The organism is Streptomyces sp. NPDC107765 (assembly GCF_055657085.1).
Map to the genome: position 1 here is coordinate 89,831 of NZ_JBVKBL010000024.1, position 17,147 is coordinate 106,977.

General features: G+C 73.4%; 15 protein-coding genes. 11 read left to right on the top strand and 4 right to left on the bottom strand.

Translation table 11 applies throughout. The features are described 5' to 3' along the window. Window positions 1-8: 8 nt before the first annotated feature. Window positions 9-1,382 carry an aminotransferase class V-fold PLP-dependent enzyme gene (locus tag ACZ7MX_RS37450; protein ID WP_472138881.1) on the top strand — a complete coding sequence of 458 codons (1,374 nt, stop codon included), beginning with the start codon at window positions 9-11 and terminating at the stop codon, window positions 1,380-1,382. A gap of 711 nt (window positions 1,383-2,093) precedes the next feature. On the opposite strand, the gene ACZ7MX_RS37455 is transcribed toward ACZ7MX_RS37450, so the two are convergent. Together ACZ7MX_RS37455 and ACZ7MX_RS37460 are read right to left on the bottom strand one after the other, a co-directional pair. After that, complete coding sequence (locus tag ACZ7MX_RS37455) at window positions 2,094-2,375, bottom strand: Lrp/AsnC family transcriptional regulator (RefSeq protein WP_030415457.1); 282 nt, start codon at window positions 2,373-2,375, stop codon at window positions 2,094-2,096. Continuing rightward, a complete protein-coding gene (locus ACZ7MX_RS37460; protein WP_472138883.1) occupies window positions 2,372-3,064 on the bottom strand; it encodes a rhomboid family intramembrane serine protease in 693 nt (230 codons plus the stop codon). Before ACZ7MX_RS37460 ends, ACZ7MX_RS37455 begins: the two co-directional genes overlap by 4 nt. Window positions 3,065-3,427: 363 nt before the next feature. Between ACZ7MX_RS37460 and ACZ7MX_RS37465 the strand changes: the two genes are divergently transcribed. The 5 genes from ACZ7MX_RS37465 to ACZ7MX_RS37485 all read left to right on the top strand — a co-directional run bounded on the left by ACZ7MX_RS37465 (window position 3,428) and on the right by ACZ7MX_RS37485 (window position 9,173). After that, complete coding sequence (locus ACZ7MX_RS37465) at window positions 3,428-3,667, top strand: hypothetical protein (RefSeq protein WP_030415459.1); 240 nt, start codon at window positions 3,428-3,430, stop codon at window positions 3,665-3,667. Window positions 3,668-3,685: 18 nt separating this feature from the next. Then, a complete protein-coding gene (locus tag ACZ7MX_RS37470; protein WP_472138885.1) occupies window positions 3,686-5,059 on the top strand; it encodes an NYN domain-containing protein in 1,374 nt (457 codons plus the stop codon). Between the two features lie 311 nt (window positions 5,060-5,370). Then, window positions 5,371-6,396 carry a C40 family peptidase gene (locus ACZ7MX_RS37475; RefSeq protein WP_472138887.1) on the top strand — a complete coding sequence of 342 codons (1,026 nt, stop codon included), beginning with the start codon at window positions 5,371-5,373 and terminating at the stop codon, window positions 6,394-6,396. Window positions 6,397-6,685: 289 nt separating this feature from the next. Then, window positions 6,686-7,732 (top strand): C40 family peptidase, encoded by a 1,047-nt coding sequence (locus tag ACZ7MX_RS37480; protein ID WP_472138889.1) that lies wholly within the window; start codon window positions 6,686-6,688, stop codon window positions 7,730-7,732. 52 nt (window positions 7,733-7,784) lie between these two features. Then, entirely contained in the window at window positions 7,785-9,173 is a 1,389-nt protein-coding gene (locus ACZ7MX_RS37485) for a hypothetical protein (RefSeq protein ID WP_472138891.1), read from the top strand. Here ACZ7MX_RS37485 and ACZ7MX_RS37490 read toward each other — a convergent pair. After that, on the bottom strand, window positions 9,127-10,419 hold the full coding sequence (locus ACZ7MX_RS37490) for a glycosyltransferase 87 family protein (RefSeq protein ID WP_472138893.1): 1,293 nt from the start codon (window positions 10,417-10,419) through the stop codon (window positions 9,127-9,129). The genes ACZ7MX_RS37485 and ACZ7MX_RS37490 overlap by 47 nt on opposite strands. Window positions 10,420-10,547: 128 nt before the next feature. On the opposite strand from ACZ7MX_RS37490, the gene ACZ7MX_RS37495 reads away from it, so the two are divergent. Continuing rightward, window positions 10,548-11,690 carry a glycosyltransferase family 4 protein gene (locus ACZ7MX_RS37495; RefSeq protein ID WP_472138895.1) on the top strand — a complete coding sequence of 381 codons (1,143 nt, stop codon included), beginning with the start codon at window positions 10,548-10,550 and terminating at the stop codon, window positions 11,688-11,690. A gap of 106 nt (window positions 11,691-11,796) precedes the next feature. Here the strand turns inward: ACZ7MX_RS37495 and ACZ7MX_RS37500 are convergent, their stop codons facing one another. Next, entirely contained in the window at window positions 11,797-13,593 is a 1,797-nt protein-coding gene (locus tag ACZ7MX_RS37500; protein WP_472138897.1) for an AMP-dependent synthetase/ligase, read from the bottom strand. Window positions 13,594-13,876: 283 nt separating this feature from the next. Here ACZ7MX_RS37500 and ACZ7MX_RS37505 point away from each other — a divergent pair, with 283 nt between their 5' ends. The 4 genes from ACZ7MX_RS37505 to ACZ7MX_RS37520 all read left to right on the top strand — a co-directional run bounded on the left by ACZ7MX_RS37505 (window position 13,877) and on the right by ACZ7MX_RS37520 (window position 17,132). Continuing rightward, the gene (locus tag ACZ7MX_RS37505) at window positions 13,877-14,653 is read left to right on the top strand and encodes a metallophosphoesterase family protein (RefSeq protein WP_472138899.1); all 777 of its coding nucleotides are present in this window, start codon (window positions 13,877-13,879) and stop codon (window positions 14,651-14,653) included. A gap of 186 nt (window positions 14,654-14,839) precedes the next feature. Continuing rightward, window positions 14,840-15,340: an SRPBCC family protein gene (locus ACZ7MX_RS37510; protein WP_030415468.1), complete on the top strand. Its 501-nt coding sequence runs from the start codon at window positions 14,840-14,842 to the stop codon at window positions 15,338-15,340. Window positions 15,341-15,342: 2 nt separating this feature from the next. Beyond that, window positions 15,343-16,545, top strand: coding sequence for an ArsA family ATPase (locus ACZ7MX_RS37515; protein ID WP_472138901.1), 1,203 nt, complete (start codon window positions 15,343-15,345; stop codon window positions 16,543-16,545). 110 nt (window positions 16,546-16,655) lie between these two features. Beyond that, window positions 16,656-17,132 carry a DUF5304 domain-containing protein gene (locus ACZ7MX_RS37520; protein WP_472138903.1) on the top strand — a complete coding sequence of 159 codons (477 nt, stop codon included), beginning with the start codon at window positions 16,656-16,658 and terminating at the stop codon, window positions 17,130-17,132. Window positions 17,133-17,147 lie beyond the last annotated feature (15 nt).

Genomic DNA, 17,147 nt, shown 5'->3' on the forward strand with positions numbered 1-17,147 from the left:
AGTTCGCCATGTCTGTTTCCGCCGTTGCCGCCGACCGTTCCGTCTGTGCCCCGCTGCCGGTCCTCGGCCGCGACGTCCTGGTCCCCCTCGTGACCGGCGGCGAGGTCGACTACGCCGCGCTGGACTACGCCGCCAGCGCCCCGGCCCTGCAGCGGGTCTGGGACGACGTGGCCGCCTACGCCCCCTACTACGGCAGCGTGCACCGCGGCGCCGGATACCTCTCGCAGCTCTCCACCGACCTCTTCGAGAACGCCCGCCGCACGATCGCCGACTTCCTCGGCTGCCGCACCGACGACCAACTGGTCTTCACCCGCTCCACCACCGACTCGCTGAACCTGCTCGCCGCCGTACTCCCGCAGAACACCCGGGTGTTCGTCTTCGAGACCGAGCACCACGCGTCGCTGCTGCCGTGGGAACAGCGCGCCGACCTGACGGTCACCTACCTCAACGCCCCGCGCACCCCGGAGCAGGCCGTCGCGACCCTGGAGCGCGCGCTCGCCGACCGCGAGCCGTACAGCCCGGCCCTGGTCTGCGTCACCGGCGCCTCCAACGTCACCGGCGAGCTGTGGCCGGTCCGCGAGCTGGCCGCCGCGGCGCATGCGCACGGCGCCCGGATCGTCCTCGACGCCGCGCAGCTCGCCCCGCACCACCCCGTCGACCTCGCCGAACTGGACGTCGACTGGGTCGCCTTCTCCGGCCACAAGCTGTACGCGCCGTTCGGCACCGGTGTCCTGGCCGGCCGCGCCGACTGGCTCCAGGACGCCGATCCGTACCTGGCGGGCGGCGGCGCCAGCCGCACGGTCTCGCGCCGCACCGACGGCGGCGTCGACGTCGAGTGGCACACCACGGCCGCCCGGCACGAGGCCGGCTCGCCCAACGTCATCGGCGCCTACGCCATCGCCTCCGCCTGCAAGGCGCTCACCGAGGCGGGCTTCGACACGCTCGTCGCCCGTGAGCAGGAGCTGATCGCGCGGGTCCGCGCGGGGCTGGCCGAGGTCCCCGAGGTGCGCGTCCTGTCCCTCTTCGGCGACGACGCCCCGCGCGTCGGCGTGCTCTCCTTCGTGGTGGACGGCTGGAACAGCTCCCACTTCGCGGCCGCGCTCTCCGCCGAGTACGGCATCGGCGTCCGCGACGGCCTCTTCTGCGCGCACCCGCTCGTCCGCACCCTGCTGGGCACCGACCCGCAGGACCCCGGCGAGTGCGGCGCCCCCGACGCGTCCCCCGGCGAGCGATCCCTCAACGCCATCCGCGTCTCCTTCGGCGCCGGCACCCCCGACGAACACGTCGACCGCTTCGTGCGCGCGGTCAGGGAACTCGTCTCCGACGGCGCCCGCTGGAACTACCGCACGGAGAACGGCCGTTGCGTACCGGCTGACGCCTGATCCCCACGTACCTGGCCGTCCCGCCGCGGTTGCTGGTCGCCGTTGCGCTTTGCGGCGCCCCGCACGTGGTTGTCTGCGGCGCCGCGGGAGTTGGTCGCCGTGGCGCCTGCGGCGGGCTGGGGTTGTGGTGGGTACGGTGACGGGCCTCCGGGGCCGGTGTTTGGGACTGCTGTCGCTTTACGTCCCAAACACCGGCCCCTCCGGCCCGTCCCCTCCCGTTGGGGGAGAGGAATGCGGTGCGTGGGGGCGGGCGTTGAGGCATGCAAGGGGACCTGGCTACCCCTACGGGACGGTCGAACAGATCCCGTAAGGGTTGCGAGGGCCCCCTGCAGGGCCTCAACTCGACGGGCTGGGGAGGGTATTCCCAACTACCCCACGACGCCAGGCACTTTCTGAACGAGGCCCGCCCCCACCGGCCTCCTAACTCCCACCAACGGGAGGGGACAGACCGGAGGACGAAGTCTGGAGGGCTGTCACCGCACTCGACACACAAACGCCCGCCGCTGGGGGTACCTCCCACGCCCTTTAGGCAGTGGGGGAGCAACGGCGAACAACACCCGCGGCGGGAGAGTCAGCTACGTGCGGGGCGCCGCAAAGCGCAACGGCGAACAACACCCGCGGCGGGACGGCCAAGTACGTGGGAGGCACCGCGAAGCGCAGCGCCCCGCGGCGGGACGGCCAAGTACGTGGGAGGCACCCCGAAGCGCAGCGCTACGCGTCGAGCCCGATCGCGAACGCGGCCTCCAGGTCGTGTTGCGAGTAGGTGCGGAAGGCGATGTGCGTCTCCGTGGAGGCGACGCCGGGGATCTTGCTGATGCGGCCGGGGATGACGTCGGCGAGGTCATCGTGCTTGGCGACGCGGACCATCGCGATCAGGTCGTGCGCGCCGGTGACGGAGTAGACCTCGCTGACCCCTTCCAGCGCGGCGATCTTCTCGGCGATCTCCGGGATCTGGTCCACGCTGGTCTTGATGAGCACGATCGACGTGATCACGGCTGGCTCTCTCCCTCATTCGCCCGGACGTTCCCGCTGGTGGATCCCACACTATCCCTCCGGTAGCGCAGCCATGCGTAGAGGAAGCCGAGGGCGAAGCCGATGACGTGGGCGAGGTAGGCGACGCCGGGGCCGTTGGGGTCGTCCTGGGCGGCCTGCCACTGGAGGAAGAACCAGAACAGCAGGACGACCCAGGCGGGGAAGCGCAGCGGGAGGAAGAAGAGGAAGGGGAAGACGCTGGTGACCCGGGCCCGGGGGAAGAGGTACAGGAAGGCGCCGAGAATGCCGGCGATCGAGCCGGAGGCGCCCACCAGCGTCTGTGCCGAGGCGGCGTGCGCGGCCGCGTAGCCGAGCAGCGCCAGGTATCCGATGATGAGGTAGAAGGCCGCGAACGGCAGCCGGCCCATCCGCGCCTCGGCCATGCCGCCGAAGACGTAGAGGAACAGCATGTTGCCGAGCAGGTGCAGCCAGCTGCCGTGCACGAACAGCGCGGAGAGCGGGGTGATCAGCGCCCGCAGGGAACCGCTCCACAGCTCCACGGGGACCACGCCCCACCGCTCGAAGTACGCGGACTGGGCCCGCAGCAGCGCGTCGCCGGTGCCGTAGGTCCGGTTCAGGCCCGAGGCGGGGCCGATCACGAAGACCGCACAGCACAGGGCGATCAGCACGTTCGTCAGCCGGGAGAACATCGCGGCCAGGGCCCGGGCCGGATGCGGCGGGCGGGGGAGCGGGCCGGAGGAGCGCGGCCGACGGAAGAAGAGCCGGGGGAGGAGAGGACGGGCGGAACGAGGAGCACGAGGAGAACGGGGAGACCGAGAAGAACGGGGAGAACGGGGTGGGGGAGCCGGCGCCGTCATGAGGTGATCATGGCGTAATGCGGGCAATCGGGGCAGAGTGCCTCGCCGCGTCCCGGCTCCCGGGCAGGGCCGCACCCGCCCCCCATCAGGCCGTAGGGTTGCAGGCAGTACTTTGCGTACTTCCGCAGTCCGACGGCGCACCGCGTGAACGGCGCAGCAGCAGACGACCGACGAGCACCGAAAGAGGACGACACGATGGCTGTTCCCCTGCCGACGGCCGAAACCCGGTGGCGCTGCACGCTGTGCGGCAACCTCACCCGTTTCGATGTGACCCGCCAGGCCAAGGTCGTGGAGTACGTCCACCTGGACCTGGCCGGCGAGCCCAAGGTGGAGGAGCGCGAGGTCCTCAGTGAGAGCATCGAGTCCGTGCGCTGCCGCTGGTGCAACGCGGTCGACCAGATCGAATTGGTGGACCGGCCGGGCGCGAGCGCCTGAGATCGGAGCGAAGCAGCCGTGGTGGACCGTCCAGAAGGGGAGCCGGGGGCCGAGCGTCATGACGTACCCGAGGGTGCGGCGGACGAGGTGCTCGACCGACCGCTGCCCGAGGGCGTACGGCGCCGTGTCGTGGCGCTCACCGCGGAGTCGTTCGGCGCGCTGACCGTCGCCGAACTCCCGCCGCCGCTGCGGCAGTACGCCCGGTTCACCCCCACCCGCCGGGCGAAGTTCGCCGGGAACGCGATGGCCGCGGCGCTGGAGAGCGACGCGGTCTTCCGGCAGCGGATCGCGGGGAAGCTGCGCGAGGCCCAGCCGGAGCTGGCCGAGGCGCTGGAGAGCGGCACTCCGCCGGCCGCCGCCGATCCGCTCGACGTCGCCGCGGCCGCCTATGTGCTGCGCCCGGACGGCTGGGTGAAGCTGGTCGCGGCGGCCGGTGAGGAGGCGCAGCGGGCGCGCGACGAGCGGGCCGGCGCGGAGGCCGAGCGGGAGCTGGTCCGGCTGCGCGAGGAGCTGGCACAGGCGCGCGGCGAGGCGCGTACGGAGACCGAGCGGATCCGGGGCGACCTGGAGGCCGCCCGCCGGGAGAACGAGTCGCTGCGCCGCAAGCTGCGCAGTGCGCTCAGCGACGTCAAGCGCGGGGAGGCGGCGGTCCGCAAGGCCGAGGCCGCGCTGGTCGACGCGCGGGACCGGGCGTCGACGGAGAAGACCGCGGCGGACAGCGAGGTGCGCCGGCTCAAGGCCCGGATCGCCGAGGCCGAGGCCGCGCTGGAGACCAGCCGGCGGGCCGCCCGCGAGGGGCGCAGCGTCGAGGACATGCGGCTGCGGCTGCTGCTGGACACGGTGCTGGACGCCGCCCAGGGGCTGCGGCGCGAGCTGGCGCTGCCGCCCGCCAGCGTGCATCCGGCCGACACCGTCGAGGCGGTCGCGCCGGGCCGGATGACGCCGAAGGACATCGCGACGCGTGCGTTGTCCGAGATGGACCCCGCGTTGCTGGACCAGCTTCTGGCGCTGCCCCAGGCGCATTTGGTGGTGGACGGTTACAACGTCACCAAAACCGGCTATCCGACCATGCCGCTCGACAAGCAGCGGCTGCGGCTGCTGGGCGGGCTCGCGGTGCTGGCGGCGCAGACCGGTGCGGAGATGACCTGTGTCTTCGACGGTGCGGAGCTGGCGGCGCCGGTGCTGCTCGCGCCACCGCGGGGCGTAAGGGTCCTTTTCAGCAAACCGGGCGTAACGGCCGATGAGTTGATTCGTCAGCTGGTACGGGCCGAACCGCCCGGCCGGCCGGTCGTGGTGGTCTCCACGGACCGCGAAGTGGCGGACGGTGTGGCCAAGGCCGGCGCCCGTCCGGTCGCATCGGCCCTGCTGCTCAAGCGACTTGCCCGTACGTGAGGCCGGGCCGGGAGTGCTTTCCGGCCGGAAGCAATGCGCTTGACCTGTGCGGCCGATCCGTATCTGAGCGTCAATTGGCGCTTACTGCCTGTGTGATGTTGGTAAAGAGTGGGGCTGGTGGCGCAGTTTTTTCCCGTGAGGATTTGAAGCGATCACAGCTCGGTTACTAAGGTCAGGGCCCGAGCCTTCATTAAGGTGATCATCCACCCGGGATGAACAGTGAAGGTACCGCCGAGTCCGCAGCGTTCCCGCGGAGCCGGGGTTCACCCCCCCACCCGGTAGGCGGCTGGAGGAAGAAGGAGCTCGCCCCCGTGGCGTCCCACCGTCGACCCAAGCAGCCGAGCCGTACTCGCGTCACCGTGCTCACCGCCACCGCCGCGGCGGCCGTCGCCCTGTCGTCCCAGGTCGCCCAGGCCGACCCCCACCAGTCGAAGCAGGACGTCAAGTCCGAGGTCGACAAGCTCTACAACGAGGCGGAGCAGGCCACCGAGAAGTACGACGGCGTCAAGGAGCAGCAGGACAAGCTCCAGAAGGAGGTCGACGACCTCCAGGACAAGGTCGCCCGTGGCCAGGGTGAGCTGAACCAGCTCCGCAAGAGCGTGGGTGCGGTCGCCTCCGGCCAGTACCGCAGCGGGTCCATCGACCCCTCGGTCCAGCTGTTCCTCTCCGGTGACCCGGACAGCTACCTCGAAAAGGCCGCCACCCTCGACCAGTTGAGCGGCAAGCAGGCCGAGCAGCTCAAGGTCATCGCGGAGAAGCAGCGCCGGCTCGCCCAGGAGCGCGCCGAGGCCGCGGCCAAGATCAAGGACCTCGCCGACACCCGTAAGGCGCTCGGCGACAAGAAGGACGAGATCAAGGGCAAGCTCGCCAAGGCGCAGGCGCTGCTCAACTCCATGACCGCCAAGGAGCGGGCGGCCATGCAGGCCAAGGAGGACCGCGCCAACCGCAGCAACGAGCGGGTCAACCTCGGTGACGACGTGCCGGCTTCGCAGCGCGGTGCGGCCGCCCTCGCCGCCGCCCAGTCCAAGATCGGCTCGCCCTACGTCTGGGGCGCCACCGGCCCGTCGTCCTTCGACTGCTCCGGCCTGACCTCCTGGGCCTACGCACAGGCCGGCCAGTCGCTGCCGCGCACCTCGCAGCAGCAGGCCAACGCCGGTACCCGGATCGCCTCGCAGAGCGCCCTCAAGCCCGGCGACCTGGTGCTCTTCTACAGCGACCTGCACCACATCGGCCTCTACGCCGGCAACGGCACGGTGCTGCACGCCCCGAAGCCCGGTGCCTCGGTGCGCTACGAGTCGATCAACAACATGCCGTTCGCATTCGGCGTGCGGGTCTGAGCACGCACGGGGCTGCTGTTCACCGGTGTAACCAATGCGCCGGTGTACGGGTCTGAAAAGCCTCACAACCGTCTCAACCTGCCGCCCGAACGGGCGAATTGCGGCCTCCGCGGCTGACCCGCCGCCCCGCCGGTGACCTGCACAGTCACCGCCGGGGCGGCTTTTTGCGTACGAAATGGGGTCTTTGGCCGGTGTGGACCGGCGCCGTTACTGTCTGCCCTCGCAGCATCCGGTCACCGACCGCCCTCCCGGGCGGCAGGGGCTGCACAGGGGAAGGAGTGCGGCTCCCGTGGCGTCCCACCGCCGTATCCCGCAGCACGGCCAGGCCACCCTCGCCGGGGTCACCGTTCTGTCGGCCGCTCTGGCGACCGCGGCCGCCGCGCTGTCGGCACCGCCGGCCTCCGCCGATCCCGCCGCCCGTCCGGCCGCCGGCCGGGGCGCGGCCACCGCCCGGGTCGACGCCCTCTACGAGCAGGCGGAGCGGGCCACCGAGAAGTACGACGGCGCGGACGCCCGGACCAGGAAGCTGCGCGCCGAGGTGGCCGACCTCCAGGACCGCACCGCCCGCGCCCAGGAGCGGGTCAACCGGATGCGCGGCCGGCTCGGCGCGCTGGCCGCCGCCCAGTACCGCGCCGGCGGCATGGACCCGGCCCTGAAGCTGATGCTCTCCGAGCGCCCCGACAGCTACCTGGAGAAGGCCTCCGCGCTGGACCGGCTCGGCCGGCACCAGGCCGACCGGCTGCGCGAACTGCGGGCCGCGCAGCGCTCACTGGAACAGCAGCGCCGGGAGACCGCCGTCAAGCTCGCCGAGCTGGAGGCCAGCCGCACGCAGGTCGCCCGCCACAAGAAGGACGTCCAGCGCAAGCTGGCCACCGCCCAGCGGCTGCTGAACGCCCTGCCGCGGGCGGACCGGGCGGCCTGGGAGCGGGCCGCCCGCAGCGAGGGGCGGGCCGGGGCGGTGCCCGACCCGGCCGGGGCGGTACCGGCCTCCGGGCGGGCCGCCGCGGCCGTCGCCGCGGTCCGTGCCGCGGTCGGCTCCCCGTACGCCTGGGGAAGCGCCGGCCCCGGCGCCTTCGACTGCTCCGGACTCACCCAATGGGCCTACCGCCGGGCCGGCGTCTCGCTGCCCCGTACGTCACAGGCCCAGCGCGGCGCCGGGCGCCCGGTGCCGCTCGGCCGGATCCGGCCCGGGGACCTGGTCGTCTACCGCTCGGACGCCAGCCACGTCGGGATGTACGTCGGCAACGGCCAGGTCGTGCACGCGCCCTATCCCGGCGCCCGGGTGCGCTACGACCCGGTCGGGATGATGCCGATCTCGGCCGTCACCCGGCCCTGAGCGCCGCTCCCTGCGTTTTTGCCCCGGCCGGGCCCGCTCTACGATCGTCCGCATGTCGGACCAGCGGGCGAAACGGCCGGTACGGGCCGGGGCGGCGGCCTGCGCCGCCCTGAGCGGACTCGCGCTGCTCGCCCCGCTGGCCGGCTGCGCACCCGGGCCCTCGTCGTCGGCCCGCTTCCCGGACGTCCAGCGGATGCTCGACGGCCGGGCGCACGCCGTCGAGCAGCGCGACGAGGCCGGCTTCCTGGCCGCCGTGGACCCGCGGGCCACCGCCTTCCGCAACCGCCAGCGCGCCGTGTTCGGCAACCTCGCAGGCGTCCCGGTGACCGACTGGCACTACGACCTCGACGCCACCGACGCCTTCCCGCTGCCGCCCGGCGACGGCGGCGAGCGGCTGGCCGCCAAGGTCCGGCTGCGCTACCGCCTCAAGGGCTACGACACCGCGCCGGTCAACGCCGTCCAGTACCTCACCCTCACCGAGCGGGACGGCCGCTGGCTGATCTCCTCGGACCGCGACGGCGCACCGGCCGGCCGCAGCGGCAACCGGCAGCTGTGGGACCAGGGCCCGGTACGGGTGGTCCGCGGCCGGTACAGCGTGGTGCTGGGCGGCGCCTCCCACCCGGCGCGGCTCGCGGACCTGGTGCGCCGGGTGGACCGGGCGGTGCCCGCGGTCTCCGCCGCCTGGAAGGGCCGGTGGTCCGAGAAGGTCGTGGTGGAGGCGCCGGACTCGGTCGAGCGGATGGCGCAGCTGATGGGCAGCGACGACCCGTCCGGCTACACCGGCATCGCGGCGGTCACCACCGGCGAGGCGGGCGTCACCACCAACGCGCCGGCGGACCGGGTGATCGTCAACCCCGACGCCTACGAGGAGCTCAACGACCTGGGCCGCAAGGTCGTCCTCACCCACGAGACCACCCATGTCGCCACCCGTACGGTCACCACGGCGGCCACCCCGCTGTGGCTGTCCGAGGGCTTCGCCGACTGGGTCGCCTACCGCGGGCTGCACCGCAAGCCCGCCACCGCCGCGCCCGAGCTGACCCGCGCGGTGCGGGCCGGCAAGCCGCCCGGCCGGCTCCCGACCGACGCCGACTTCGGCTTCCGGGCCGGCGCGGACCGGCTGGCGACGGCGTACGAGGGCAGCTGGCTGGCCTGCCGCATGATCGCCGAGAAGTGGGGCGAGCCCAAGCTGCTGGCGTTCTACAAGGCGGCGGGCCGCAGCGCGCTGCGCACCTCGGCGGCGACCGGGGACGCGCCGATCGAGGTGGCCACCGCCGGAGCGGCGTCCGCCCGTCCGGGGCCCCCGGCGGCCGGTGCCGGGCACCGGCCGGAGGCCGGCCGCAGCGAGCTGACCGACCGGGCCCTGCGGACCCAACTGGGCGTCGGGCTGGGGGAGTTCACCCGGCAGTGGCGGGCCTATGTGAAGCGGCTGCTGGAGCGGTGACGGTGCGCGGCGCGGGCGCCCGGCGCAGGCCGGAGCCGCCGCTCGCGGTGTTCCGCAGGCCGGCGCCGGTGGCCGTCCACAGCCGCCGGCAGGCCAGCAGCGACGCGGCGACCAGCAGCCCGTTGCGCACCGCCAGCAGCGCGACGCCGAGGGGGGTGCTCGCCACGACGTCGGCGAAGTGGACCGGGAACTCCAGCAGCGTGACGCCGGTGGCGAGCAGCACCAGCACCGCCGCCGGCGTCTGCCGGCTGCCGCGGACGGCCAGGCACACCGCGGCCAGCCCCACCAGCCACAGCAGGTACTGCGGGCTGATCACCCGGCTGGTCGTGGTGAACAGCAGGGCGGCGGTGAAGGCCGCGTCGGCGGGCGTCGCCCGGGTGAACCGGCGCGCCCGGGTCCGCCACAGCACCAGCCAGCCCAGCGCCGCCCCGCTCAGCACGACCGCGGCGGTGCTGACGAGCGGGACGCCGGGCCCGAGGAACTCCACCGAACCGTAGTGGAGCAGCACCCGGCCGCCCCAGCCGTAGTGGCGGGCGAGGTGGAACACCAGCCCGCCGAGCGACTCGACCTCGGTACCGCGGTCGCGCTGGAACGTCAGGAACGCCGTCGCGCCCGGTGCGGCGACCACGAAGAACAGGGCGAGCCCGGCCCCGGTGCCGACCGCGCTCCACCACAGGACCCGCGCCCGGCGGCCGCGCAGCGCCGCCCCGGTCAGCAGCAGCGCCGGCCACACCTTCAGCAGCGTCCCGAACGCGATCAGCGCGCCCGCCACCCAGGGCCGGCGGGCCGCCGCGAGCAACGCCGCGACCGCGACCGCGGTGACCATCAGGTCGTAGCGGGCGTACCCGGTCGGGCCCAGCAGGGCGACGCCGGCGATCCACACCCACGCCCCGGCCGCCCGGTGGCCGGGCCGCCGCCCGGCCCGCAGGAACAGCACCAGCGTCGCCGCGTCCGCGGCCAGGACCACCAGGTGGAACGCCGGGGCGTAGCCCAGGAACGGCAGCAGGCCGGGGGAGAGCACCGCCAGCGCGGCGGCCGGCGGGTACTGCCAGGTCACGTCGTCCACCGGGAAGGTGCCGGTCCGCAGCACCTCGGCCCAGCCGTGGTAGATCACCGAGACGTCGGTGGTGACGTCCGGGCCCGGCAGCACCAGCACCTTCAGCACGCAGAGCAGCAGCACGGCCCGGGTCACCGCCCAGGCCGCGACCGCGAGCCACCTCCCGCGCGCCCCGCCGGCGCCGTCCATCGCCACCTCCGCCTGTCCGCCGTGGTCTGCATCATGCCGTCGGCGGCCGGTCACCGGGCGTCGCCGCGGTGCGGGCGTGGCGGGCCTCCCGGCCACCGTGCGCCCGTCGGCGGGTAGCCTCGGGCCTCGTGCACAAGACCCTGATCGTCACGAACGACTTCCCGCCCCGCCCCGGCGGCATCCAGGCCTTCCTGCACAGCATGGCGCTGCGGCTGGATCCCACCCAGGTGGTCGTCTACGCCTCGACCTGGAAGCGGAGCGCGGAGGGGATCGCGGCCACCGCCGCGTTCGACGCCGACCAGCCGTTCCCGGTGGTCCGGGACCGTACGACGATGCTGCTGCCCACCCCGAGGGTGACCCGGCGGGCCGTCGGCCTGCTGCGCGAACACAGCTGCTCCTCGGTCTGGTTCGGCGCCGCGGCCCCGCTCGGCCTGATGGCGCCCGCGCTGCGCGAGGCCGGCGCGCGGCGGATCGTGGCGACCACGCACGGCCACGAGGCGGGCTGGGCGCAGCTGCCCGGCGCCCGGCAGCTGCTGCGGCGGATCGGCGAGGGCACCGACACCCTCACCTACCTCGGTGAGTACACCCGCTCCCGGATCGCCGCCGCGCTGACCCCGGCGGCCGCGTCCCGGATGGTCCAACTGCCGCCCGGTGTCGACGAGAAGACCTTCCACCCCGGCTCGGGCGGCGACGCGGTGCGCGCCCGGCTCGGACTGGCCGGCCGCCCGGTCGTGGTCTGCGTCTCGCGTCTCGTGCCCCGCAAGGGCCAGGACACCCTCATCGAGGCGATGCCGGCGGTCCTCGCCGCCGTCCCGGACGCCGTCCTGCTGATCGTCGGCGGCGGCCCGTACGAGAAGGAGCTGCGCGCGCTGGCGCGGGAGAAGGGCGTGGCGGAATCCGTGCGCTTCACCGGCGCGGTGCCGTGGGAGGAGCTGCCGGCCCACTTCGGCGCCGGTGACGTCTTCGCGATGCCCTGCCGCACCCGCCGCGGCGGTCTCGACGTCGAGGGGCTGGGCATCGTCTACCTGGAGGCCTCGGCCACCGGGCTGCCCGTGGTGGCGGGGGACTCCGGCGGTGCGCCGGACGCGGTGCTCGACGGCGAGACCGGCTGGGTGGTGCCCGGCGGTTCCCCCACCCCCACCGCGGAACGCCTGGTCACCCTCCTCAACGACCCCGCCCTGCGCCGCACCATGGGCGAGCGCGGGCGCGCCTGGGTGGAGGAGAAGTGGCGCTGGGACCTGCTCGCGGAACGGCTCAAGGAGCTGCTGTAGCCGGGGCCGTACGGGCGCCCCGACGCGAACCGCCGCCATCACGCGAACCGCCGCCGCGGCACACAGCCCCGGCGGCGGATTCCGGCCATGATCCCCTGGGATGGCGTCAGCCCCGGTAGATCGCCTCGATCTCCTCGGCGAAGTCCTTGGCGACCACGTTCCGCTTCAGCTTCAGCGACGGCGTGACATGGCCCGACTCCTCGGTGAACTGGGCCGGCAGGATACGGAACTTGCGCACCGACTCGGCCTGCGAGACGGCCGCGTTGCCGTCGTCGACGGCCCGCTGGACCGCGGCGAGCAGCTCCGGGTCGGTGGCCAGTTCGGCCGGGGTGCTGCCGGCCGGGCGGCCGTGCTCCTCGGCCCAGCGCGGCAGGAACTCCTCGTCGAGGGTGATCAGCGCGCCGATGAACGGCCGGCCGTCGCCGACGACCATGCACTCGGCGATCAGGGCGTGCGCCCGGATGCGGTCCTCGATGACGGCCGGCGCGACGTTCTTGCCGCCGGCGGTGACCAGGATCTCCTTCTTGCGGCCGGTGATGGCCAGATAGCCGTCCTCGTCGAGGGTGCCGAGGTCGCCGGTGTGGAACCAGCCGTCGGACAGCGCCTCTTCGGTGGCCGTGGGGTTGTTCCAGTACTCGGTGAAGAGGTGCTCACCGTGCAGCAGGACCTCGCCGTCGTCGGCGATCCGGACCACCGAACCGGGCAGCGGCTGGCCGACGGTGCCGATCTTCTGGCGGTCCCAGGGGTTGAACGCGGTGGCCGCGCACGACTCCGTCAGGCCGTAGCCCTCCAGGGCGGTGAAGCCGATGCCGCGGTAGAAGTGGCCCAGCCGCTCGCCGAGCGGCGCGCCGCCGGAGATCGCATGGGTGGCCCGGCCGCCGAGCACGGCCCGCAGCTTGCCGTAGACCAGCCGGTCGAAGACCTTGTACTTGAGCTTCAGGCCGAGCGGCGGGCCGTCGGGGGTGTCCAGCGCCCGGCTGTAGGCGATCGCGGTGTCCGCCGCCTTGTCGAAGATCTTGCCCTTGCCGTCGGCCTGCGCCTTGGCCCGCGCCGAGTTGTAGACCTTCTCGAAGACCCGGGGCACGCCCAGCACCAGCGTCGGCCGGAAGGACGCGAGGTCCTCGGTGAGGTTCTTGATGTCGGGGGCGTGGCCCAGCTTGATCGGGGCCATCACGGAGGCGACCTGCACCAGGCGCCCGAAGACATGGGCGATCGGCAGGAAGAGCAGGACCGAGGAGTCACCGGTGCGGAAGAGCGGACGCAGCCGCTCGACGACGTTGCCGCACTCGGCGAAGAAGCTGCGGTGGCTGAGCACACAGCCCTTGGGGCGGCCGGTGGTACCGGAGGTGTAGACGATCGTGGCGGGCGCGTCCGCGTCGGCGAGGGCGCTGCGGGCGTCCACCTCCTCGTCGGTGATCCCGGCGCCGGCGGCCCGCAGCCGGGCGATCGCGTCCCGCTCGATCTGCCAGATGTTCTCCAGCTCGGGCAGCCGGTCGCGGACCGATTCGACGGTCGCCTCGTGGGCGGGCGACTCCACCAGGCAGGCCACCGCGCCCGAGTCGCCGAGAATCCACTGGATCTGCTCGGCGGAACTGGTCTCGTACACGGGCACGGTGATCGCGCCGGCGCTCCAGATGGCGAAGTCCAGCAGCGTCCACTCGTAACGGGTGCGCGACATCAGCCCCACCCGGTCGCCGGGCTGGACGCCGGAAGCCATCAGGCCCTTGGCGACGGCGCGGACCTCGGCGAGGAAGGTGGCGGCGGTGACGTCCTGCCACCCGCCGTTCACCTTGCGCCCCATGACGGCAACATCCGGGTGCTGCGCGGCATTTCGGCGGATGAGATCCGTCAGATTGCCGTCCGCGGGGACCTCGTACAGGGCCGGAAGGCTGAACTCGCGCAAGACTGCTGCTCCTCAAAAGCGCCGGCGCCACGACGCTGTGTGCACACCGGCGGCGGTCCATGATCATGCTGGGGGATTGGACTGCCCGGACGTTACCCACCGGTATTGCTTTTGGGATAGGGGGTCGCGACCAGATGTTTGATGCGTCACACGCTTGCGGACACGCCATGGGGACTGTTCCGCGCAGACTAGACCAGCGGGTCGGTGACCCGAAAGTAACCGCGGCCCCGGTGAACCTGAGGGGGCCCTCCCCGTCGCCCGCCGGGCGATCTAGGGTGACGCCATGCGCGTGCATGTGGTCAGTGACGTTCACGGCAACAGCCGGGACCTGGCGGCGGCCGGGAACGGTGCCGATGCCCTGGTCTGCCTCGGCGACCTGGTGCTCTTCCTCGATTACGCCGACCACTCGCGCGGCATCTTCCCGGACCTCTTCGGCGTCGCGCACGCCGACACCCTCGTCGAACTGCGCACCGCCCGCCGCTTCGACGAGGCCCGCGCACTGGGCCGCCGGCTCTGGGCCGAACTCGACGCCGCCGGCCACAGCCGCGAGGCGGTCATCGAGGGCGCGGTCCGCAAGCAGTACGCCGAACTCTTCGCGGCCTTCCCGACCCCCACGTACGCCACCTACGGCAACGTCGACATGCCGCGCCTGTGGCCCGAGTACGCCGGCCCCGGCACCACCGTCCTCGACGGGCAGCGGGTGGAGATCGGCGGCCGGGTCTTCGGCTTCGTCGGCGGCGGCCTCGCCACCCCGATGAGGACCCCGTACGAGATCAGCGACGAGGAGTACGCCGCCAAGATCGAGGCGGTGGGCGAGGTCGACGTGCTGTGCACCCACATCCCGCCGGACGTCCCCGACCTCTGCTACGACACCGTCGCCCGCCGCTTCGAACGCGGCAGCAGCGCCCTGCTGGACGCCATCCGCACCACCCGCCCCCGCTACTCCCTCTTCGGCCACGTCCACCAGCCGCTCGCCCGCCGGATGCGCATCGGAGACACGGAATGCGTCAATGTCGGCCATTTCAACGCCACCGGCAGGCCCTACGTCCTGACGTGGTGAACCCGGGCGGGCACGGTCGGGCCGCGCAGGACCGGCATCCGGCTGTGTCCCGCTGGGTCCTGCTGCGTCCGGCTGCGTTCGCTCCCGTTTCCCCGCGCGGTAGCCTTCAGCAGCAGAGACAGCACCTTGCGGACACCGCGTGAGCGTCGGCGGACCGGCATGAATCGGCATGGAGGAGTCACGGCGATGGCCGAACACACCAGCTCTAGCATCACGATCGAGGCGGCGCCCGCCGAAGTGATGGGAGTGATCGCCGACTTTGACCGCTACCCGGAGTGGACCGGAGAGGTCAAGGAGGCGGAGGTGCTCGCCACGGACGACCAGGGCCGCGCCGTACAGGTGCGCCTGCTGCTCGACGCCGGCGCGATCAAGGACGACCACACCCTCGCCTACACCTGGACCGGCGCCGACGAGGTCAGCTGGTCCCTGGTCAAGTCCCAGATGCTGCGCGCCCTGGACGGTTCCTACCGCCTCGCCGCACTGAAGGACGGCACCGTCACCGAGGTCACGTACCAGCTCACCGTCGACGTCAAGATCCCGATGCTCGGCATGATCAAGCGCAAGGCCGAGAAGGTCATCATCGAGCGCGCCCTGGAAGGACTGAAGCGGCGCGTCGAGAGCCGCCCCGACGCCGACCCGGCGCCCGCCGACGAGGCCGCGCCCGCCGACGAGGCCAAGAAGCTCTGAGCGTGCGCACCGTCCTCGTCACCGGCCCCGGCGGCGCGGGCCGCACCACGCTCGCCGCCGCGACCGCCCTGGCCGGCGCCCGCCAGGGCGCCCGGGCCCTGCTGCTCACCACCGAGCCCAGCGCCTGCGAATCGGTGCTGGGCACCCCCCTCGGCGCCGAGCGGCCCACCCGGATAGCGCCCAACCTGCACGCCCGGCGCATCGACCCCGGCGACCGCTTCCGCCAGGAATTCCTCGCCTTCCAGGAGCGCGCCGGCGCCGCCCTCGACCTGCTGGGCGCCGCGCCCCTCGACGAGGACGAACTGACCGAACTCCCCGGCGCCGAGGACTTCGCCCTGCTCCAGGCGCTGCGCGCCGAACACGCCTCGGACGACTGGGACCTGGTCGTCGTCGACATGCCCTCGGCGGCCGAAACGATCCGGCTGCTGGCGCTCCCCGCCCAGGTCCGCCGCTACCTCCGCCGGCTGCTGCCGCCCGAGCGCCAGGCCGCCCGCGCGCTGCGCCCGGTCCTCGCCCAGCTCGCCGGCGTCCCCATGCCGGCCCAGAAGCTGTACGAGGCCGCCGGCCGTTGGGAAACCGAACTCGCCGCTGTCCAGCAGGCCATCGACGACCCCGGCACCTCCGTCCGCCTGGTCACCGAGGCCGGCCCGGTCGCCGCCGCCAACCTGCGCACCATCCGCGCCGGCCTGGCCCTGCACGGCCGCCGCACCGACGGCGTGGTCGTCAACCGGCTGCTGCCCACCGGCTCCACCGACCCCTTCCTCGCCGCGCTCTCCGGCAGCCAGCAGACCGCCCTCAAGGCGCTGCGCGAGGAGTTCCCCGACGTCCCCGTCCACGAGGTGCCGCACCTGGGCCACGACCCCCAAGGCGTCGCGGAGCTCGACGAGTTGATCGGCGGACCGGACGGCGGGATCGCCGTCCCCGGCCCCGCCGCAGCCGACCGCCGCGACCCCTGGACCGTCGAGGACCGGCTCGCCACCGACGGCATCCTGGCCTGGCGGGTACCGCTGCCCGGTGCCGAGCGCCGGGGCCTCGGCCTGGTGCGCCGCGGCGACGAGATCGTGGTGACGGTCGGCCGCTTCCGCCGGATCCGCACCCTGCCCTCCGCGCTGCGCCGCTGCTCCGTCTCCGGTGCCGGCCTGCGCGACGGCGTCCTGGAGATCCGCTTCACCCCGGATCCCGGCCTGTGGCCCAAGAGCGACTGAACGCGGTACCACCGTTCGGGTAACGTCGGGGGTGGGCCAGGAAACCGCCCCCGCGTGCACCCGTCCCGACTCGCCGTACCGCCCCGCCGCAGCAGTCCACGGAGTTCATCATGAGCGATGCCACCGAGCGCCCCGCCGACCGCGCGGCCGGGCCCGACGCCGACGCCTGGGAGGCCGCCTGCGCCGAGGACCTCGCCGCGGAGAAGGCCCGCCGCCGGTCCGAGTACGGCCCCCAGCCGGGCAGCGCCGCCGAGGAACTGCGCAAGCTCGCCGAGGCGGTCACCGACAAGCTCGCCGGCATCCAGCTGCCCGGCGCGCTCGGCGGGGCGGCCGCGCAGAGCGCCGTCAGCCAGCTGTTCAAGCAGGCCCGGGCCGCCGTCGAACCGGTCATCGAGCGCAACCCCGACGTCTTCGACCACCTCGCCGCGGCCGGCTCCGAAATCGTCGCCGCCTACCGCTCCGCCGTCGAGCGCAGCGAGCGCCGCTGGACCCGCGACGACCTCACCGAACGGCCCGGCACCGGCCGTGCCGACGACCCGCGGGACGACGACGGTCCCACCGGCACCGAGCGAATCGATCTCGACTGACCCGGGCTCCGGTAC

Coding starts and splice junctions, on each gene's coding strand:
- ACZ7MX_RS37505 (WP_472138899.1), top strand. CDS start 13,877: ATGCGCGTGCATGTGGTCAGTGACGTTCACGGCAACAGCCGGGACCTG.
- ACZ7MX_RS37465 (WP_030415459.1), top strand. CDS start 3,428: ATGGCTGTTCCCCTGCCGACGGCCGAAACCCGGTGGCGCTGCACGCTG.
- ACZ7MX_RS37460 (WP_472138883.1), bottom strand. CDS start 3,064: ATGTTCTCCCGGCTGACGAACGTGCTGATCGCCCTGTGCTGTGCGGTC.
- ACZ7MX_RS37490 (WP_472138893.1), bottom strand. CDS start 10,419: ATGGACGGCGCCGGCGGGGCGCGCGGGAGGTGGCTCGCGGTCGCGGCC.
- ACZ7MX_RS37520 (WP_472138903.1), top strand. CDS start 16,656: ATGAGCGATGCCACCGAGCGCCCCGCCGACCGCGCGGCCGGGCCCGAC.
- ACZ7MX_RS37485 (WP_472138891.1), top strand. CDS start 7,785: ATGTCGGACCAGCGGGCGAAACGGCCGGTACGGGCCGGGGCGGCGGCC.
- ACZ7MX_RS37510 (WP_030415468.1), top strand. CDS start 14,840: ATGGCCGAACACACCAGCTCTAGCATCACGATCGAGGCGGCGCCCGCC.
- ACZ7MX_RS37450 (WP_472138881.1), top strand. CDS start 9: ATGTCTGTTTCCGCCGTTGCCGCCGACCGTTCCGTCTGTGCCCCGCTG.